Source organism: Polaromonas sp. C04 (assembly GCF_002002705.1).
In the GTDB taxonomy this organism is placed as follows: Bacteria; Pseudomonadota; Gammaproteobacteria; order Burkholderiales; family Burkholderiaceae_C; genus Rhodoferax_A.
The window spans coordinates 252,662-270,577 of sequence record NZ_MUNS01000020.1 but is presented as its reverse complement, the minus strand read 5'-3'; the positions used below and the strand labels follow the sequence as shown (position 1 = coordinate 270,577).

Sequence of the window (17,916 nt, the reverse complement as noted above, 5' to 3'; positions counted from 1 at the left end):
AAAGCCAGACCATCTGGACGAACTACGCGCCCAGCTTCGACTTACCGTCTTGTTCACCCTTCAGGCACCACCTCCGGCCAGGGGCGCCCAGCCGCTGCGGCAGCGCCGGCAGCGGGCGGCGGCACAAGCGCGGGCTCACCCAACAGCGGGATCGCGAAGCAGGTATCCGGCGCCAGACTCCGCCAGTTCAGCGGCTGTCCGGGGAGCAATAGTCGGGCACCGCATTGCGCCGTAGCGGCCAGCGCAGCAGGTGCGGTGGCACGAACCAGAATGAAGCGCATGGTGCGGCCATCACGCGCCAACGTCAGTTCGGCCTGGTGCCAATGCGAGGGCAGGCAAGGTGTGAAGCACAAGTCCTGCGCGCCTTGCTGCAGTCCGAAAATCGACTCGATGGCGGCGCGGTGCATCCAGGCCGCAGCACCCGTGTACCAGCTCCAGCCACCACGTCCGACGTAGGGCGGCTGGCTGTACACGTCTCCGGCCATGACATACGGCTCGATGCCGTAGACCGCCCCGTGCGCTGGATGGCGCGCGCGGTGCGCCGGACTGAGATAGGTGAAATAGCGGTAGGCGACGTCGCCGCCACTTGAATCCGCAAGGGTTGTGGCGTAGTCGGCCTGAGCCATCAACGCCCAGACACCGGCGTGCGAGTATTGGCCGCCGTTTTCGCGCACGCCCGGCGGATAGGCCTGGATGTAGCCGGCACTCGGGACGGCATGAACCAGTGGGGGATCCAGCAGCCTGATCAGGCCCGCTTCATGATCTACCAGGTGATCCTCCATCGCCGCCAGCGCCGTATGCTGCAAGTCGGCTGGCGCAGCCCTGGAGAGGACCGCCCAGGCCTGCGCGATCAAGTCGATGCGCGCTTCCGGGTTGGCGTGTGAACCCAGCGCCTGCCCGTCGTCGAAAAAGGCACGTTTGAACCATTGCCCATCCCACGCGGGACCGATCAAGGCGTTTTTCCAGCCCAGCGCGGCCCTTTCCCAGCGCAATGCACGCGCCTCGTCGCCACGCGCGCGCGCCAGCGGCGCGAACCCATCGACCAGCTGACACAGGAACCAGCCCAGCCACACCGACTCGCCGCGTCCCTGCGCGCCGACCCGGTTCATGCCATCGTTCCAGTCACCGCTGCCCATCAACGGCAAGCCGTGCGCGCCCACACGAAGGCTGCGGTCGATGGCCCGCGCGCCATGCTCGTAGACCGACGCTTCCTGGCGGCTGACGGCAGGCGTGTCATACGCGTCCTCCGCCCCCTCGGGAATGGGCGCGCCTTCGATGAACGGCACGCCCTGATCGAGCAGCGTGGCGTCGCCGGTGGCGCGCAGGTAATGCACGCAGGCGTGGGGCAGCCACAGCAGGTCATCGGAGAAATGCGTGCGCACACCCGCGCCGAGCGGTGCGTGCCACCAATGCTGCACATCGCCCTCGGTGAATTGGCGTGACGCGCACAGCACGATCTGCTGGCGCAGCATGGCGGGGGCGGCCCATGCCAGCGCCATTGCGTCCTGCAGCTGGTCGCGAAAACCGGTGGCGCCGCCCGCCTGGTAGAAGCCGGCCTTGGCCCACAAGCGGCACGACACCGTCTGGTACAGCAGCCAGCGGTTCACCATGGCGTCGAACAAGGGGTCGGGAGTCTTCACCACGGTAGCACCCAGCAATTGATCCCAGCTGCGGTGGACCTGCTGCACGCGCTGCGCGGCCGGCGTTGCCGCTGCCACAGTCGCGAGCTGGCGGGCAGCATTCGCGCTGTCGGCATAGCCCAGCAGGAACACCCGCTCCGCCGATTCGCCGGCGGCCAGCGCAACGCGTGTTGACAGGGCCGCGCACGGGTCGAGCCCGGCACCGCTGCGCTGGCCGAAGTGATCCGGCAGCACCAGGCGCCCGCGCGCATCGAAACACTCACGCCGGTCGCAAGTCCAGTCTTCGGGCTCGTCCGCGGCGCCTGCGATGCCCAGGAAGGCCGTGCCATCGCCGAACCCCGCAGCGCGCTCGCGCTGCGTGCACAGCAGGGCGGTGAGCTTTTGCTCGCGCCCGCTGCCGGATTCAACGCCCGGCTGCTGCACCACGGGCAGGCGCTGGCGATGCAACGCGGTCAGCACCGTGCTGCGGTCAGACCGGCTCGCCCCCATCATCCATTCGGCAATACCGATTACCCGCAAGTGCAGCGTCTTCGCGCCGTGGTTGATGAGCCGCAACTGCACCTGCTTGACACAGGTTTTCGCATCGACACACCACGTTGCCGTGACCTCCAGTTCTGCACGGCGGTGGCTGATGACGCTATAGCCCTGTCCATGCGAGACGCGATAGTCCACGGCGCCGTCGCCCCAGGCGCAGGGTGCGACGCTCCATACCTCCATGGTCTTGCGATCCTGCAGCAAGAACCATTCGGCCGGCGGATCGGCCACCGGATCGTTGGACCACCCGGTGAGCTGGTTCAGGCGGCTGTTCACGGCCCAGGTGTAGCCGCCACCAGCTTCCGAGAGCTGGGCGCCGAAAGACGAATTGGCCAATACATTGATCCACGGCCGCGCCGGTCGCGAACCGGCACCGACGTCGAAACAGAATTCACCCGTGGCCGCAACAAACTGACCCGATGGTGCCGGGGTTGCGGCGTCGGCGCCCCAGGCGAGAGCCAGCGCCGAGATCGAGGCGTCATATCGCTCCTCGAACGCCAGTTCATGCTGATCGACCCATTCCTGCACATGGTGCGACAGCGGTCGCCCGTCGGCGCGCAGCCGCACCCGCGCCAGGATTTCCAGTGTGCTCTGCTCATCGCTGGAGAGCTCGTCGGCACGCAAGACGTGGATCGCCGTAACGGCCGGCCTGGCTTGCGCATCGCCTTCGGCCAGATGGCGCTCGCGCAGCGCAGCAATCTCGCGCTGCAGCTCCATCAGGTACGAGGCCGGTTCGGAATTGATGATGACCAGGTCGCACGCGATACCGCCCCACGCCCACAGGCTCAGGGCCTGGGCCAGCGAGCGCAGCATGCCCAGGCCTTGAGCCACACCGGCAGACACCAGGACCAGCGGGCGATCGCCCGAGATGCCGAAACGCCAAAGCAGCCGCCGGTCACACACCGAGGCTGCGGCCCCGGAGCGGCTCTCGCTGGACTGCGGACGCGTCAGGCTCATCACCAGCGCCGTGGTCAGTGTCTGAATGGCCGCGAAGTTTCTCGGACTGACGTGCAGGGCCCCCAGGCGGATCCCGGCCAGCGTAGCCGACATCAGCGAGGCGCGGCGCACGTGGCTGGGTTGCCGGTACTTGTCGATCACGGCACGCAGGGTGTCGCCGTTATCGGAGGCGGCTGTCGCAAAGGTCAGCAGTGCCTTTGCATCGGGCGCGATGCGAAGGCGCACGGCCAGGGCGCACACCGGGTCCAGCCCGGTGTCAAGCGTGACGTCTTGCGCGCTGCCTTCGGTGGCAGCCGGCAGGGTCACGAATGATGCCAGCGGCTGACTTGCGTCGTGGTTGCGGCCTCGCCAGTATTGCCGGTCCGTTTGCACCCGCACGCTCACGACCTGCGGGTCAGTGTCGGCCAGGAAATGCGCTGCCTGCAATCCCTGTTCGGTGGGCAGGCGCGGTTTGCGCTCGAACAGGAGCGCCTGTTGTGCAGCCAGCCATTGGGCGCGTACGAACAGGCTGGTGAACGCGGGGTGGTCTTCATCGGCACGCGGCTCGGCCAGCGTCACGTCAAAGGCCGACATCAACTCGATGTCGAGCGTGCGACCGCTCAGGTTACGCAGTTCGACCTGCCGGAACTCTATATCGTCCTCCGGGCTGACCCACACCGTGGTGTGAGCCTGAAACTCGGGCCAGACGGCATCGAAGCACACGCGGTCGGCATGGTAGGTGCTGCTGTAGTGCGCGGCCGGGTCGGGGGCCGGGTGCTGGGTGATTGAGACCGGGTACAACTGCGGGTCCCGGCGCACATAAATGAAGCTCCCATAGGCGTCGCGCAGCGCATCGTCACGCCAGCGCGTGATGCCGATCCCGCGCTGGCGGCTCCAGCCGGCGCCGTTGGCGCGCAACGACACGCTGTAGCGCCCATTGGAGAGCACATGGGTGGGCTCCACCGCCATCGCGCCCGGCGACACGTCGCGCAGCAGCCCCAAGGCACGCCGTTGCAGCGTCTGCGGCGGCGGGCCCATTGGCGGCGCATGGAGCCTTGAAACTTCACGTGGGACCCGCTCATGCAACAGCGAGGCCACCGCCTCGATATGCGCATTGGCCATGCCCCAGCGCTGCGCCGGGCCATCCAGCAGCACATTGGCCAACGCCACGATACTCATGCCCTGGTGGTGCGCCATGAAGGTGCTCACCGGCGTGAATAACTCGTCATTCACCTGTCGCGCAGGGGAAAAGTCCAGCGCCTCGATAAACCCGTAGCGCGCGCGCGCGCCCAGGGCTTGCAGCGCCGCAAAGTTGAGACATGCACGGTGCGGTGCAATCTGCGCTGCCAGTGCCGTGGCATAGGGCGTAATCACCAACTCGTCAACAGGGGTTCGGCGCAGCGCCAGCCTGGGCACGCCTTGCGGCGCATACTGGTAGGCCAAGGTGTGGTCACGCCCGGCATAGGCCGACTCCGAGATGCCCCAGGGCACGTCCCGCGCCTGGGCAAAGGCGATCTGCTCCAGAACCGCCGCATGGCCGGCTTCACGCAACACGCTGTCATATGGCTCATTGAGCACCAGGGTTGGCATCAGGTATTCGAACATCGAGCCCGACCAGGAACGCAGGCCGGCGTCGGTGCCAATGGCATAGAACAGCCGCCCCAGAGAGGCCCAGTGACGCACCGGCACATCGCCCTTGCCGATGGCCAGCAAACTGGTCAGCCGCGATTCCGACGCCAGCAAATCGTAAAAACTCGCGTCCAGCTGCCGTTCTTCGACCCGGTATCCGATGTGCAGCAGGTGCCGCTTGCGGTGGTACAGAAAGCGGAAGTCCGGCTGCCAGGCCAACTCCTCGCAGGCACGGGCCAGCGCTCGCAAGCGCACGCCGGTGTCACCCGTACCCACTATTGCGGCATCGGTTGTCCTGTGGGCGCGAATGTCCCGCCACGCCGAACGCAGCGTTGCCAAGTGGTCACCCAGGCACCAGGCGAGTTCATCCCGCGGCGTCGACTGGGCAGGACCCGTGAACTCGGCACTGCCGGGCAACAGCCGGGCCAGTTCATCGGTGGCTTCGCGCAGCAGACGCTCCATCTGCGCCGCGCTATGTTGGCCCTCGGCCAGCGGCTCCGGCAGGGCCAGCAAACGCGCCAGGGCGGCGTCTCCCAGCAACGCCGGCACCAGATCGGGCAACCTTGCCAGCAGCGGCGCGAGCCTTTGCCTGGAAGCGCGAATGGCACGCTGGGCCGCACTCGCATCATGCGGCGCAAGCGCCAGCTCCAGGCAGGCCTGCGCCACCGCGAGCAGGTGGCCGCTGAGATTGCCGCTGTCCACGGTGGACACGTACATGGGTAGCAGCGGCGCGCATGTTTGCGTTTCATACCAGTTCAGAAAATGGCCGCGGTACCGCTGCAGAGTACCCAGCGTGGCGAGCGTCGCTTCCAGGCGCTCCAGCAACTCTTGCGTGCCGATCCAGCCAAACTGGCGGGCGCAGGCCGCGCTCAGCAGGTACAGGCCTATGTTGGTGGGCGAGGTGCGATGCGCCACCAGATCATGCGGCAGGGTCTGCACGTTGTCGGGCGGCAGGTGATTGTCCCCGGGTCCCACGCTGCGTTCAAAAAAACGCCAGGTGTCACGTGCGATGCCCTCCAGGTAGGCCTGGTCCCTGGCTGGCAGGGCTGCGTCCTGGCGCGCCGGGCGCTCCCGGCTGACCCACCAGGTCCATGGCGCCGATGCGGCCCACAGCACGCACAAGGTCAGCGCCAGCAAGGGATATGGCGTATTCGCAGCATACAGCCCACCGAACAGCAGCAACGCCGCCACCGGCGCCCTCCAATGCTGGCGCGTTAGCGCCGCGAGCCCCGTCTTCGCCGCCGACTGCGCAGCAGCAGCGGTGGTCCATTGCAGCAGTCGGCGGTGGCTGATGGTCATGCGATAGAGCGCGCGCCCGATGGCATCCACGGCCATCAGGGACTCCTGCAATAACTGGATCAAATGCCACACCCCTCCCAAAAACGCACGTGCCAGGTCCGCCCCTGCCTGACGGTAGAAATGACGCTTCGCAAGATCGTCACGGGTGGGCGACAAACCGGCAATGGCACCCATCAGCGGTCCGGCAGAAAATGCGGCCATCACCAGCGCCAGCGCCGCCCAGGGGGACACGACAACGCCGGCCAGCGCCAGCAGCAACAACGCCAGCGAAACGGGCGCCACCAGCGAACGGCGCAGGTTATCGAACATCTTCCAGCGGTTGATGGCACGAAGCGGGTAGCGCATCGGATGCAGCAGAAACGGCAGCAACTGCCAGTCACCACGCGTCCAGCGGTGCACGCGCGACGCCGCGACGTCGGCATGGAACGGTGCATCCTCGATGACGGTGATGTCGGTCACCGCAGCGCAGCGCGCCAATGAGCCTTCGAGCAAATCATGGCTGAGCACCCGGCCCTCGGGCAGGCGCCCAGACAGTACCGCATGCATCGCCCGCACGTTGAGCAACCCTTTGCCGGTGAAAGTGCCCTCGGAAAACAGATCCTGATACACCTCGGAGGTTGCGGCGCTGTACGGGTCGATGCCGCACCGTCCGGCAAACAGCCAGTGGTAAAGCGTGACGTTGCTGGGTGCGGGCAATGGCGTCACGATACGGGGCTGCAAGATGCCATAACCGGCCACCACGACGCGCCCGCCGGTATCCAGACGCGGCTGGTTGTGCTGGTGCGCGGCCACGCCCACCAGTTCGCGCAGCCGCCCCGGCGGCAATTGGGTATCGCTGTCGAGCGTGACGACATACTGCGTGCCGGCTGCGATACGGGAGTTTTCGCCCAAATCCAGAAACGCAGCCGATGAATCTTCTACCAGTCCCGCGATGAGCAGTTCCAGTTTGCCGCGCTTTCTCTCCCAACCGATCCAGCACTGTTCGGTTTTGCTGAAATGACGCTCCCTATGCAGCACGATGAAGCGGGGGGCATCGCTGGCATCGCCGGGATAACGCGCATTGAGCGCACGGATCTGCCGCACCGCACCGGTCAGCAAGGCGTCGTCCGAAGCCAGGTGCGATGCATCGGCGTCGGTCCAATCGGTCAGCAGCGCAAATTGCGCATGACGTTCCGGGTTGGCGAGGTAGTGCAGCTCCAGCCGGCGCACCAGGTCGCGACTCGATGCAGCGGTCGTGAGCATGGCTGGAATCACCACCATCACCCGGTGCTCTGGCGGTATACCGTTGGACAGGGCCAGGCGGGGCAGGCGCTGCGGCCGGACCGACTCGCTGATGAGCCGGTTGATCACCGCCACCACCGCTTCAGACGCCGGGAACATCATCAGGACAGCGCCGAACAGAGCCCACTCCAGTGGGGCGCCCCCCGCGCTGATCACCCCGTGATGGCGCAACAGCATCCACGCAACAACGCCCACGCTACCCAGCAGCAGCGAACCCAGGTAAACAGGTAGCGCCGCGCAGCGGGCCAGCGCCCGCCGCCGGACCGCCATGCGCTCATGCAGGCCGAGTGCGGCCACGAGTGCCGGCCGGCCTGCGCCGCTCAACCAGTGCCTGGGCATTGCCGCGTCGCTATGGGTGACGTCGGCTGCCCGCATCAGATCGAGCAGTGTCTGTGCCACGGATGTCTCGCTGCGACCCGTGCGCCGGGCCAGCAGCTCGATGCCGTGCAGCGTCTGGTCGCGCGTGATGGTGCTCTCGGCCTCGAACACCGCCGAAGTCAGCATCAGCCGCATGAGCGTACTGGTGCGGGCGACGATATCGGACCAATCGGCATCGCCGATGGAGCGCAGCGATCTGACCGCGTTGCTCACACTCAGGTTGTCAGCGGCCTGGTCGGCGCTTTGCTGTGCCTGCGCTGCAGCCATGTCGGGCAGCGCACTGTGCAGCCATTCGCGGTAGCCCACGTGATTGGTCGTGTGATGGTCTTGCAGGCGCTGCGCCATCTGCGCCAGAAACACCCGGCCGACCCCGCGCCGGTTGAGCAGGGCCAGCAACTGGTCAAGCGCATGCAGGGTGTAGCGCTCGATGTGATCGCAGCAGAGGTTTGCAACTTCGCGTGCCGCCTTGTTGCTCGCGACACGTTCGGCCAGGCGACGCAGGTTCTCGACCAGGACGACGCGCAAGGTGGTGGGCAGTGCCCACATCTCGCTCAGGTTCAAATCCCGGGTTTCCTGGTAGGCACACAGAAACTGCGTCAGCAAATCCTCGTCGAACGCACCGTCGGTATGCGCCACGAAGGCCCAGGCCACCCCATAGATACGCGGCAAGCCGGCGAGCGGCTCATCCAGCAGCACCGGCAGCGCACGGAAATACAGGCGTGGAAGTCCGTCGTGAATTTCTTTGAGCTGCGCTTCGATCAGGTGAAAATTGTCAAGCAGCCATTCGGCCGCCGGACTGATGTCGTAGCCTGTGGACGCCTGCACGCCAAGATAGTGGTGGGCTTCGCGCAGCGTCTGGATGTTGCTTTGCAGGCGCGGAAAAAAGGTTGCCGCAGGGGAGCCGGACCTGGCGGCGCGGTGCGTCTCTCCCAAACTGCGGCCATGTTGAGCAAAGCGCTGCGAGCCAAATATCTCGGAGCGGAGCGGCGGCTCAACAGGTCCGCGCGTACCATCCAGAATGTCGCACAAAGCTCGTGGTGCATCTGGTATCAGGCGCCGCAACTCGGGTTGCGCCATACCTTACAACACCAGGGAACCAAGACCGATGGCCAGCCCTATCACAACCAGCGTCGTCACGAAGCGCGGCGCCACAAAGCGGTTCGTGATTTCTGCGATGCAATGCAAGGTAAACAGGCGCCCGCGCGCACCCCGGCACAAGTTCAGATGATTTCCTAAAGCCGATAACTCCACGGGGGAGGTGTCTGCGGCGTCGCCAAACGATGAAGTGCTCCAGCGAGTGGCGCCAGTGATATGAATGCCCATGAAAATTCTCCTTCCGAACCGGCAAACAGCCGGGCGGAAAATTGCGAAAATGGAATTCGCGTTCGCGGCTTTGGCCACGCATGTCAAGCGGCTACCAGGCGATGCATAAATCGTACACAAGGTACGGTCCGGCGTCTGTCGTCCGGTCACGCTCCGGCATGTAGGACAAGTCCTATGGAGTCCGTTCTTGATAGCGCATGGTCACATTTGAGTGTGACCATGCGCCATGTTGGCGGACTTATGCCTGAATGGCATGTTTAACTACTTGCTGAAGCGCGCCTTGGCTTCCATCAGGCAGTTGTCCTTGGCTGCTCCCGCTTGCGTATCGCATTTTTCCTTGGCTACCGCGTACTCGGCGTCACTCTTGTCGGCTGCTGCGTCCTTATGCGCGTCGGCGGACTTCTTGTTGGCCGTCGTCTTTGCGTCGGTGGTCTTCATCTGCGCCTTGGCGTCGGCTTTGGCGCTGACTTGCGCGGCCTTGGCTTCTTTCAGGCAAACATCCTTCGCGTTGCCGGCCGCGTCGTCGCAGCGCTCCTTGGCTACCCCATAGTCGGCATCTGCTTTGGCCTCGCGGGCCTCGTAACGTGTTTTGGGGCTGGGCTTGTAGCTGGCTTCGAGTACGGCTTTGGCAGTCTTCTCGTTGCCTGTGGCCTGGGCCATGCAGATATCTTTGGCATTGCCGGCGGACGATGCGCAGGCTGTCTCGGCCGCCTTGTAGTCCGCCGATATCCTGGCCTGGCCGGCCTTGTAGTCGTTCTTGGACATGGTTTGCGCCATCGCACCGGCACTGAACACCAGGCCTGCCGCAAGCGCGATTGCATTAATGGTAGTGTTGAATTTATTCATTGTTCTTCCTTCATATGACGAGATTGGGAGTGATGGATTGGCAGGCAATGCCGAACCCAAGCATTTCTTCGCCAAATCGGTGCGGCCTTTAACCGTTGCGTCTTGCTTCGGTACAGGGCCTGCGTGCGGATTGGCTCCGATGAGTTGAGTGTCGTTTGCGGCGCGCATGGCGGCCATAGGCTTGCCGGCCGTACGCCCGTCGGCAAGGCGAGAAATCTGGCGTAGGACGCCACTGACAAGGCCGGATCCAAACGGCACCCCGCATCAGGATGTCAATCCCGATCGGGCATCACGTTCTAACCAAGCACAAGATGAACCAGATGCACCCGCCCATCGTCGAGCAACGGGATAGGAACCACGTTGCGGGCGGCGTTGACTTGCGCCGCGCCATCGAGTGCAACGGACGCGATGCCACAACTAACGCCGGCCGGATTTTCCACGGTGATTTCGTAACGGGTGACTGTGCCGTGCTTGCCACGACGGCGATACACAATCCGGTAGCCTGGCCAGGACTTGGGAATGCAGGGGCTGAGCAGCAGCTGATCACCCTGCAAATGAAACCCCAGGATGGCCTCCAGCCCGCCACGATAAAGCCAGCCGGCCGAGCCCGTATACCAGGTCCAGCCACCGCGCCCGATGTACGGTGCCACCGAATAGACATCGGCGCAGGCTACGTAGGGCTCGACCTGATAGCGCGCCAGCGCATCGGCGGTTGCACTGTGCCGGATGGGATTGAGGATGCTGAACAATTCGCCTGCGCCGTCTCCCTGCCCGAGCATCGCGCGGGCAAAAATTGACCAGGTCGCACCATGCGTGTATTGCCCCCCGTTTTCCCGAATTCCGGGCGGGTAGCCTTTGATGTAGCCGGGATTGAGTGGCGTGTGGTCAAAGGGCGGCGTGAACAGCAGCGCGATCTTGTCGTCGTGCCGGACCAGGTATTTGTCGACTGCGGCCATGGCCTGGGCGGCATGGCCGGGATCGGCGGCACCTGACATCAGGCTCCAAGATTGCGCAATCGTGTCGATCCGGCATTCCTCGCTATCTTGCGACCCGAGTGCCGTGCCATCGTCGTAGTAGCCTCGCCGATACCACTCGCCATCCCAGCCCACCGGGCCTTCGAGCGCGCTCCTTAACGCCGCCGCATATCTGTGCCAGGAGGCAGCACGAGCATGCTCACCGCGTGCGTCGGCAAATGGCGCGAAGGCATTCATCGTGGCCAGCAAAAACCAGGCTAGCCAGACGCTTTCACCGCGGCCCAGCGCGCCCACGTTGTTCATGCCGTCATTCCAGTCCCCGGTGCCCATCAATGGCAGGCCATGGGGGCCCAACGTCAGGCTGGAATCGATGGCTCGCGCAGCGTGCTCGTACAGACTGGCTTGCTCGCTGGCAACACCAGGCTGATAAAACGCATCGGTGTCGCCCGCCTTGATCGCGGCGCCTTCGAGAAAGGGCAGGCTTTCGTTCAGTACAGCGGCATCGCCGGTCGTCTGGACGTAATGGGTCGCGACATACGCCAGCCAGATGCGGTCATCGCTGATGCGCGTGCGGATGCCCTGCCCTGAAGGCGGCAACCACCAATGCTGGACATCACCTTCCCTGAATTGCCGCGCCGCCGTCCGCAGCAGGTGTTCGCGCGCAATGTCGGGGCGGCTGACGCACAGCGCCATCACATCCTGCAACTGATCGCGAAAGCCATAGGCACCGCTGGCCTGGTAATACGCCGTGCGCGCCCAGACCCGACAACCCAGCACCTGATACAGCAGCCAATCGTTCAGCAGGATATCCATCGCGCGATCCGGCGTGCGCACCTGCACCGTCTCCAACACCGCATCCCATTGCGCATGCACCTCACCCAACACGGCGTCAAGATCGGTTGTGCGATATTTCTCAACCAGCGCCCGCGCCTCGTCAACCGAAGCGGCGTCGCCGAGCATGAACACAATGTCGACCTGCTCATCGGGCGCCAAATCAATGAAGGTCTGCAGCGCCCCACAGGGGTTCAACCCGGCACCGACGCGCCCCGACAATGGAGCCCTGCCCGCCAGCGCGGCCGGACGATCGACCGCACCATAGCGCCCGAGAAACTCCAGGCGGTCGCCGGTACATGACTGCTGCCGCCCTCCCAGGTCGATGAACGCCATGCGCTCACCGAACTCTGCACGCCACGTATTGCGCGCAAACAGCGCGCCGGTCGCGGCATCGCACGAGGTTGCCACGAACGGCGCCGGCACCGTGCCATTTGCACCCAGGGCCCATTCCACATAGCCGGTCACCGACAGGCGGCGCGTGCGCGAGGAACGGTTGTACAGGCGCAGGCGCGACAGCTTGACCGGATCTGCGGGTGGCACGAATTGCAACAACGCCACATCGACGCCATATGCATGGTGTTCGAAGCGGCTATAGCCCTTGCCATGGAGTACGGTGTAGGTCGCGTCCACCACACGGATCGGCAACGCCGTCGCACTCCACAAGGCACCGCTGTCCTCATCACGCAGGTACAGCACCTCATGCGGCGTGTCGCTGACCGGATCGTTGGGCCAGGGCGTCAGCGGATTCTGCTGGCTGTTGAGTGACCACGTATAACCGCCGCCCTCGCTTGACACCAGGAAGCCGAAGCACGGGTTGGCGATCACGTTGACCCAAGGCGCCGGCGTACAGCGATCGCCGGTGAGCGTAATGGCATAAGTGCGGCCGGACTCGATGAACCCCCCTGTGCCATTGTCGAACTCGCGTTTCGGAATCGGGCTTGGGACAGTGGAAGTGACGTCCTCATCTGCTGCTTGTGTGGGGGGGTAGGAATTGCCAGACGGTGCGGTGGACAGTTCGCAGTCGTCGTGGGCATTTTTGGAGACGGGCGCAGGCAAACCGTGCTCCGCATCCAGCACAACGCGGGCGGCGGTGGTCAAGCCGGCGCGCAAGGCATCGGAAATAAGGGTGTCGCGCAGCATGAACACCGCGGCGCCAACGGCCTCGCGATCGGCCTTCAGCCGGGCATTCTGCGCCTGCATTCGCACATCCAGCCAGGCATGCAGGGGATCGCCATCGCTGACCGCGGTGTCGAGCAGCGCCACATCAACCCCCAGGCGCTTCGATTGCCAGTACTGCTGCGCCAGCAGCAACTCATCCAGACATGCCAGATCAGATTCGCCGGCCATGCGCGCCAGCACGATGGGACGGTCGCCGGAAATGCCGCTGCTCCAGAGCACGGGCGGCCCACCACTGCCGCGCTCCAGCATTGCGGCAGGTGCGCGCAAGTGGCTGTCGGCATAAATCAGGGCACCGGCAAGATATCCGAAGCGCTCCGCCTGCACGGCATCGATACCGAGGCGCGTCTGCTCTGCGACGGCATGGGCCAGTGATCCCGCCAGCACTTGCTCGCAGGCGCCGCTCGCACGCAATGGCTGCACGAGCGCAAGTACACCCTCACGCGAGTCAGCCAGTGCGGTCCAGAACGCCACCCGCACGCTCGCGCCGGGCGCCACGCACACCTGCCGGCGCAAGCTGAAAATCGGGTCGAGCACACACCCGCAGGTGTTTGACAGTGCCGCACCGGGCTCCATGGCCAGCGCGTGGCGCAGTGTGCGGCCACGGCCGAGAAAGCGCACGCGATCCGTTTCGAACGTGCCAACACCCCCGTCAGTTTCCTCGACCATCGCCACATGGGCTGCCCACACCTGGGGCTCGTCGGGCGAGCGACGCCGTCGCGTAGCGAGAAGAATGCCGCCCTGCTCCACCCATTGCGTCTGCACAAACATCTTGGAGAACGCCGGATGGGCCGCATCGGCGCCCGCCGGTCCAAGCACCAATTCCGCATACGAGGTCAACGTGAGCTCCCGCGGGATGTCGCCGTGATTGGTGAGCGTGACGCGGCGCAGTTCGACATCGCGATCAGCAGCGACCGCCACATTGAGTGCGGTGGTCAGCGTGCCCCAGCGCTGCGTGATGCCGACGTGGCCGTCTGACAACGCGGCCGCATAGTCATCTGCCTCCTTGCCGCAAGGCTGCAGTCCTGCCGACCAAACCGCACCGCTGACCTCATCGCGCAGCAGCAGGTAGCTGCCCCAGCCGTCGGCCACAGGGTCCTCGCGCCAACGGGTCACGGCGAATTCACGCCAGTTGCTGTAACCCGAGCCCGCAGCGTTCAACATCACCGTATAGCGGCCGTTCGACAGCAACTGCACCGGTGGCGGCGCGTGGGTGAAGGATGTCTGGCAATACTGCATGAGGTGCGTGCTCCCTGACTGCGATCCGTGTTGATCTGCGATGCGGTGCAAGAGCTGCTATTAGCATACGCTTGAAGCGGCGCAAAGTCGCGGGAACTTGTACACACGCGCAGTGGTCGGAGTAGCATCCATAGGTGATTTACCTGCCCATGCCAACCGACGAAGCATTGCTTGATTCCCTGCAGCGAGCGGCATTCGACTACTTTCTGCGAACGGTCAATCCGCTCAACGGCCTGGTGGCCGACACATCGCGTGACAACTCGCCCGTCAGCATCGCGGTGGTCGGTTTTGCGTTGTCATCGTATCCGGTGGCTGTGGAGCGAGGCTGGATGGCGCGTTCCGATGCGGTCCAATGCAGCCTCGCCGCACTGCGTTTTTTCCGCAACAGCGACCAGAGTGGCAGCCCCACGGCGACCGGCTTCAAGGGGTTTTACTATCATTTTCTCGACATCCACACAGGCGCGCGTGTCTGGCGATCGGAGCTGTCGATGATCGATACGGCGCTGCTCATCGCCGGCGCGCTGACCGCGAGCATGTATTTCACGGCAGAAACGGCCGATGAAATCGAGTTGCGTGGCCTGGTCGACTTTCTTTACCGCCGTATTGACTGGCATTGGGCACAGGACGATGGTGAGACGATCCGGCAAGGCTGGAAGCCCGAATGCGGATTCCTGCACTACGGTTGGGAAGGCTATAGCGAAGCGATCCTGCTGTACGTGCTTGCCATGGGCTCGCCCACGCACCCGATCAAGGGCGATTGCTACCAGGCATGGACGGCCACCTACCAGTGGGAAAACCTGTACGGCCACGACTACCTTTATGCAGGCCCGCTGTTCGTGCATCATTTCTCGCACGCCTGGATTGATTTTCGGGGCATCCATGACAGTTTCATGCATGAAAAGCGCTCGGACTATTTCGAAAACAGCCGGCGCGCTGCCTACGTCCAGCGTGAGTACGCGCAGCGCAACCCGCACGAATTCGCCGGTTACGACCAGAACTGCTGGGGCCTGTCCGCCTGCGATGGCCCCAGCGATGAGCAGGCCGATGTATCCAACGAAACCCGGCGCCTGTTCGGTTATGCCGCCCGCGGTGTGCCGTACGGACCGGACGACGGCACCTTGTCCGCCCCGTCCGTGCTGTCATCGCTGCCGTTCGCGCCCGAGATCGTGCTGGATGCCGTGCGCAACATAATGGAGCGCTATCCGCAGACGCTGACCGAAGGTCGCTTCTGCAGCAGCTTCAACCCGACACTGGCTGACGCCGACGGGCGGCCGTGGACTTCCGCTGGGCATTACGGACTCGATCAGGGCATTGTGCTCATGATGATAGAGAACCATCGCACCGGGTGGATCTGGCAGCTGATGCGCAGTTGCCCCTGCATCAGGAGCGGTTTGCACCATGCGGGATTTCGCGGCGGCTGGCTGCAGCCACCGTGCATCCATGGAGCACGCTGATGTCGCCGCAGAACAATGTACCGATAGCCACCCTGCAGGACGCCTATGAGCACGCGCGCCTTGCCAATGTGCATCCTGCCGCGTGGCAGAATCCGAAACCCGCGGACTGTTACCAGTTGGTGATCGTCGGTGCCGGGCCGGCTGGCATTGCCGCAGCGGAAACGGCCGCCGCGCTCGGTGCCAGGGTGGCGCTGATCGAACGCCGCCTGATCGGTGGTACGTGTCTGAATACCGGCTGCATACCGTCGAAAACACTCATCCGCACCTCCCGGCTGTATGCCGATATGCGCAACGCCACGCACTATGGCGCGCAGATCCCGGACGATATCCGGGTCGACTTTGCCGCGGTCATGGAGCGCGTGCGCCGTATTCGCAGTCATCTCAGCCGCGGCGATTCGGCGCGGCGATTGACCGCGCTCGGTGTGGATGTGTTTTTCGGCAACGCATGCTTCACCGGGACCGACGCGTTGACGGTCAATGATAAAACGCTGCACTTCAAGAAAGCCGTGATCGCGACCGGCGCGAGGCCGCATATTCCGTCCATCCCCGGCCTTCGAGAGGCAGGTTGCCTGACCAACGCAGACGTCTTCAAGCTGACCGAACTGCCGCGCCGCCTGCTGGTGATCGGCGGCGGCCCGCTCGGTTGCGAACTGGCGCAGGCGTTCTGCCGGTTCGGTGCTCAAGTCACCATCGTGCAGGACATGCCACTGTTTCTCGGCAAGGAGGAACGTGACGCGGCACAGATTCTGTCGGATGCGTTTGAGCGCGACGGCATCGAGGTACGGCTGAATACCAACGTCGTTGCCATACGCATGGAGAATGGGCAGAAACTGGTCGATCTTGTTAGCGACGATTACCGCAACACGATCGCGGTCGATGCGATTCTCACCGGCGTCGGCCGCTCACCGAATGTCGAAGGGCTGAACCTGGAAGCCGCCGGCGTCGATTTTGCAGCGGGAGACGGCATCCGCGTCGACGATTTCCTGTGCACCAGCAACCCCCATATCTATGCGGCCGGCGACGTCTGCCTGACATACCAGTACACCGATACCGCCACGGCGTCGGCGCGCATCGTGGTGCAGAACGCGCTGTTCCGCGGCCGCGAACGCTTGAGCGCGCTGGTCATCCCCTGGTGCACCTTCACGGATCCGGAAATCGCCCACGTCGGCCTGTATGTGCGGGAGGCCAACCGGCAGCACATTCCGGTCAAGACTTTTACGATTCCGATGCACGACATCGACCGCGCGGTGACCGACAGCGAGAATGGCGGTTTCGTGAAAATCCACGTCAGGGAGCGAACGGACCAGATTCTCGGTGCGACCATCGTTGCCCGCCATGCGGGTGACATGATCAACGAGATCACCCTGGCCATGGTGGCGGGTATCGGTCTGCGCACGCTGGCCCGGGTCATTCATGCCTATCCCACGCAGGCTGAAGCGATCCGTCAGGCGGCCGACGCCTACAACCGCACGCGTCTGACCCCGCGAATCCAGTCGCGACTGCGCCGCTGGCTGGCCAGGAACACGCCATGAGTCCCCCAGCACCCAACGCCGCCGCCGTGCGATGGCACGGTGTCGCCAACGCCGCAGCGCTGCGCGATGCGGCTTGCCAGCGCATTCTGGTGGCCGCGGCCGACGCCATCCAGCAACGCGGCCGTTTCGCGATCGTGCTTGCCGGTGGCAACACGCCGCAGGGCGTGTACCGGATGCTGCGCGGCGCCGACACCGACTGGTCATGCTGGCAGGTGTATTTCGGCGACGAGCGCTGCCTTCCCACCATTGACCCCGAACGTAACAGCCGGATGGCGGCCGAAGCATGGCTCTACCATGTTGCGATCCCGAAAAGCCAGATGCATGCCCTGCCCGCTGAACGTGGCGCGCGAGCGGCCGCGCAGGCCTACGCCAACACCTTGCGCCATGTTGGCGACTTTGATCTGGTGCTGCTGGGGCTCGGCGAAGACGGCCACACCGCCAGCCTGTTTCCAGACCACGACTGGGGTACCGATGCAGACGCGGCGGACGCGCTGGCCGTGCTGGATGCGCCCAAGCCACCGGCGCAGCGCGTGTCCCTCAGCGCCAGGCGCCTGAGTCGCGCGCGTGCGGTGCTGTTCCTGGTCGAAGGCGAGTCCAAACGTGATGCGGTGATGCAATGGCGCGCAGGCGCCGATATTCCGGCGCGCGCCATTCACCCAGAGGGGGGAGTCGACGTGCTGGTGGAGGCGATGCTGTTGCCAGCTGGCACGGCCTAGATTGAAAACAGGGTTGAAACCAGCGCCCGGAATTGGCTCATCATCACTTGCCGATTGAAACACCTTGCAGGAGTTCCTCATGCATAACAAAGAGCTTGATTTTCCAAGTACCGCACAACTGCGCC

At 64.5% G+C, this 17,916-nt stretch carries 7 protein-coding genes; 3 read left to right on the top strand and 4 right to left on the bottom strand.

The annotated features are described in order from the left end of the window. Nucleotides 1–53: 53 nt before the first annotated feature. From B0E49_RS02490 to B0E49_RS02480, 4 genes are all read right to left on the bottom strand, one after another. Entirely contained in the window at nucleotides 54–8,774 is an 8,721-nt protein-coding gene (locus tag B0E49_RS02490) for a GH36-type glycosyl hydrolase domain-containing protein (protein WP_077560381.1), read from the bottom strand. A gap of 3 nt (nucleotides 8,775–8,777) precedes the next feature. After that, nucleotides 8,778–9,020 (bottom strand): hypothetical protein, encoded by a 243-nt coding sequence (locus tag B0E49_RS19955; protein ID WP_144264397.1) that lies wholly within the window; start codon nucleotides 9,018–9,020, stop codon nucleotides 8,778–8,780. Nucleotides 9,021–9,281: 261 nt separating this feature from the next. Next, nucleotides 9,282–10,043 carry a hypothetical protein gene (locus B0E49_RS02485; protein ID WP_353647336.1) on the bottom strand — a complete coding sequence of 254 codons (762 nt, stop codon included), beginning with the start codon at nucleotides 10,041–10,043 and terminating at the stop codon, nucleotides 9,282–9,284. A 119-nt stretch (nucleotides 10,044–10,162) separates the two neighbouring features. Beyond that, complete coding sequence (locus B0E49_RS02480; protein ID WP_077560379.1) at nucleotides 10,163–14,089, bottom strand: GH36-type glycosyl hydrolase domain-containing protein; 3,927 nt, start codon at nucleotides 14,087–14,089, stop codon at nucleotides 10,163–10,165. A gap of 149 nt (nucleotides 14,090–14,238) precedes the next feature. On the opposite strand from B0E49_RS02480, the gene B0E49_RS02475 reads away from it, so the two are divergent. Genes B0E49_RS02475 through pgl form a run of 3 tightly spaced genes read left to right on the top strand, consistent with a single transcriptional unit; the run spans nucleotide 14,239 to nucleotide 17,791 of the window. After that, a complete protein-coding gene (locus B0E49_RS02475; RefSeq protein WP_077560602.1) occupies nucleotides 14,239–15,543 on the top strand; it encodes a glucoamylase family protein in 1,305 nt (434 codons plus the stop codon). Continuing rightward, on the top strand, nucleotides 15,543–17,075 hold the full coding sequence (locus tag B0E49_RS02470; RefSeq protein ID WP_077560378.1) for a mercuric reductase: 1,533 nt from the start codon (nucleotides 15,543–15,545) through the stop codon (nucleotides 17,073–17,075). The genes B0E49_RS02475 and B0E49_RS02470 overlap by 1 nt, the downstream gene beginning before the upstream one ends. After that, nucleotides 17,072–17,791: a 6-phosphogluconolactonase gene (gene pgl / locus B0E49_RS02465; protein WP_077560377.1), complete on the top strand. Its 720-nt coding sequence runs from the start codon at nucleotides 17,072–17,074 to the stop codon at nucleotides 17,789–17,791. Before B0E49_RS02470 ends, pgl begins: the two co-directional genes overlap by 4 nt. Nucleotides 17,792–17,916 lie beyond the last annotated feature (125 nt).

Coding starts and splice junctions, on each gene's coding strand:
- B0E49_RS02490 (WP_077560381.1), bottom strand. CDS start 8,774: ATGGCGCAACCCGAGTTGCGGCGCCTGATACCAGATGCACCACGAGCT.
- B0E49_RS19955 (WP_144264397.1), bottom strand. CDS start 9,020: ATGGGCATTCATATCACTGGCGCCACTCGCTGGAGCACTTCATCGTTT.
- B0E49_RS02485 (WP_353647336.1), bottom strand. CDS start 10,043: ATGGCCGCCATGCGCGCCGCAAACGACACTCAACTCATCGGAGCCAAT.
- B0E49_RS02480 (WP_077560379.1), bottom strand. CDS start 14,089: ATGCAGTATTGCCAGACATCCTTCACCCACGCGCCGCCACCGGTGCAG.
- B0E49_RS02475 (WP_077560602.1), top strand. CDS start 14,239: ATGCCAACCGACGAAGCATTGCTTGATTCCCTGCAGCGAGCGGCATTC.
- B0E49_RS02470 (WP_077560378.1), top strand. CDS start 15,543: ATGTCGCCGCAGAACAATGTACCGATAGCCACCCTGCAGGACGCCTAT.
- pgl (WP_077560377.1), top strand. CDS start 17,072: ATGAGTCCCCCAGCACCCAACGCCGCCGCCGTGCGATGGCACGGTGTC.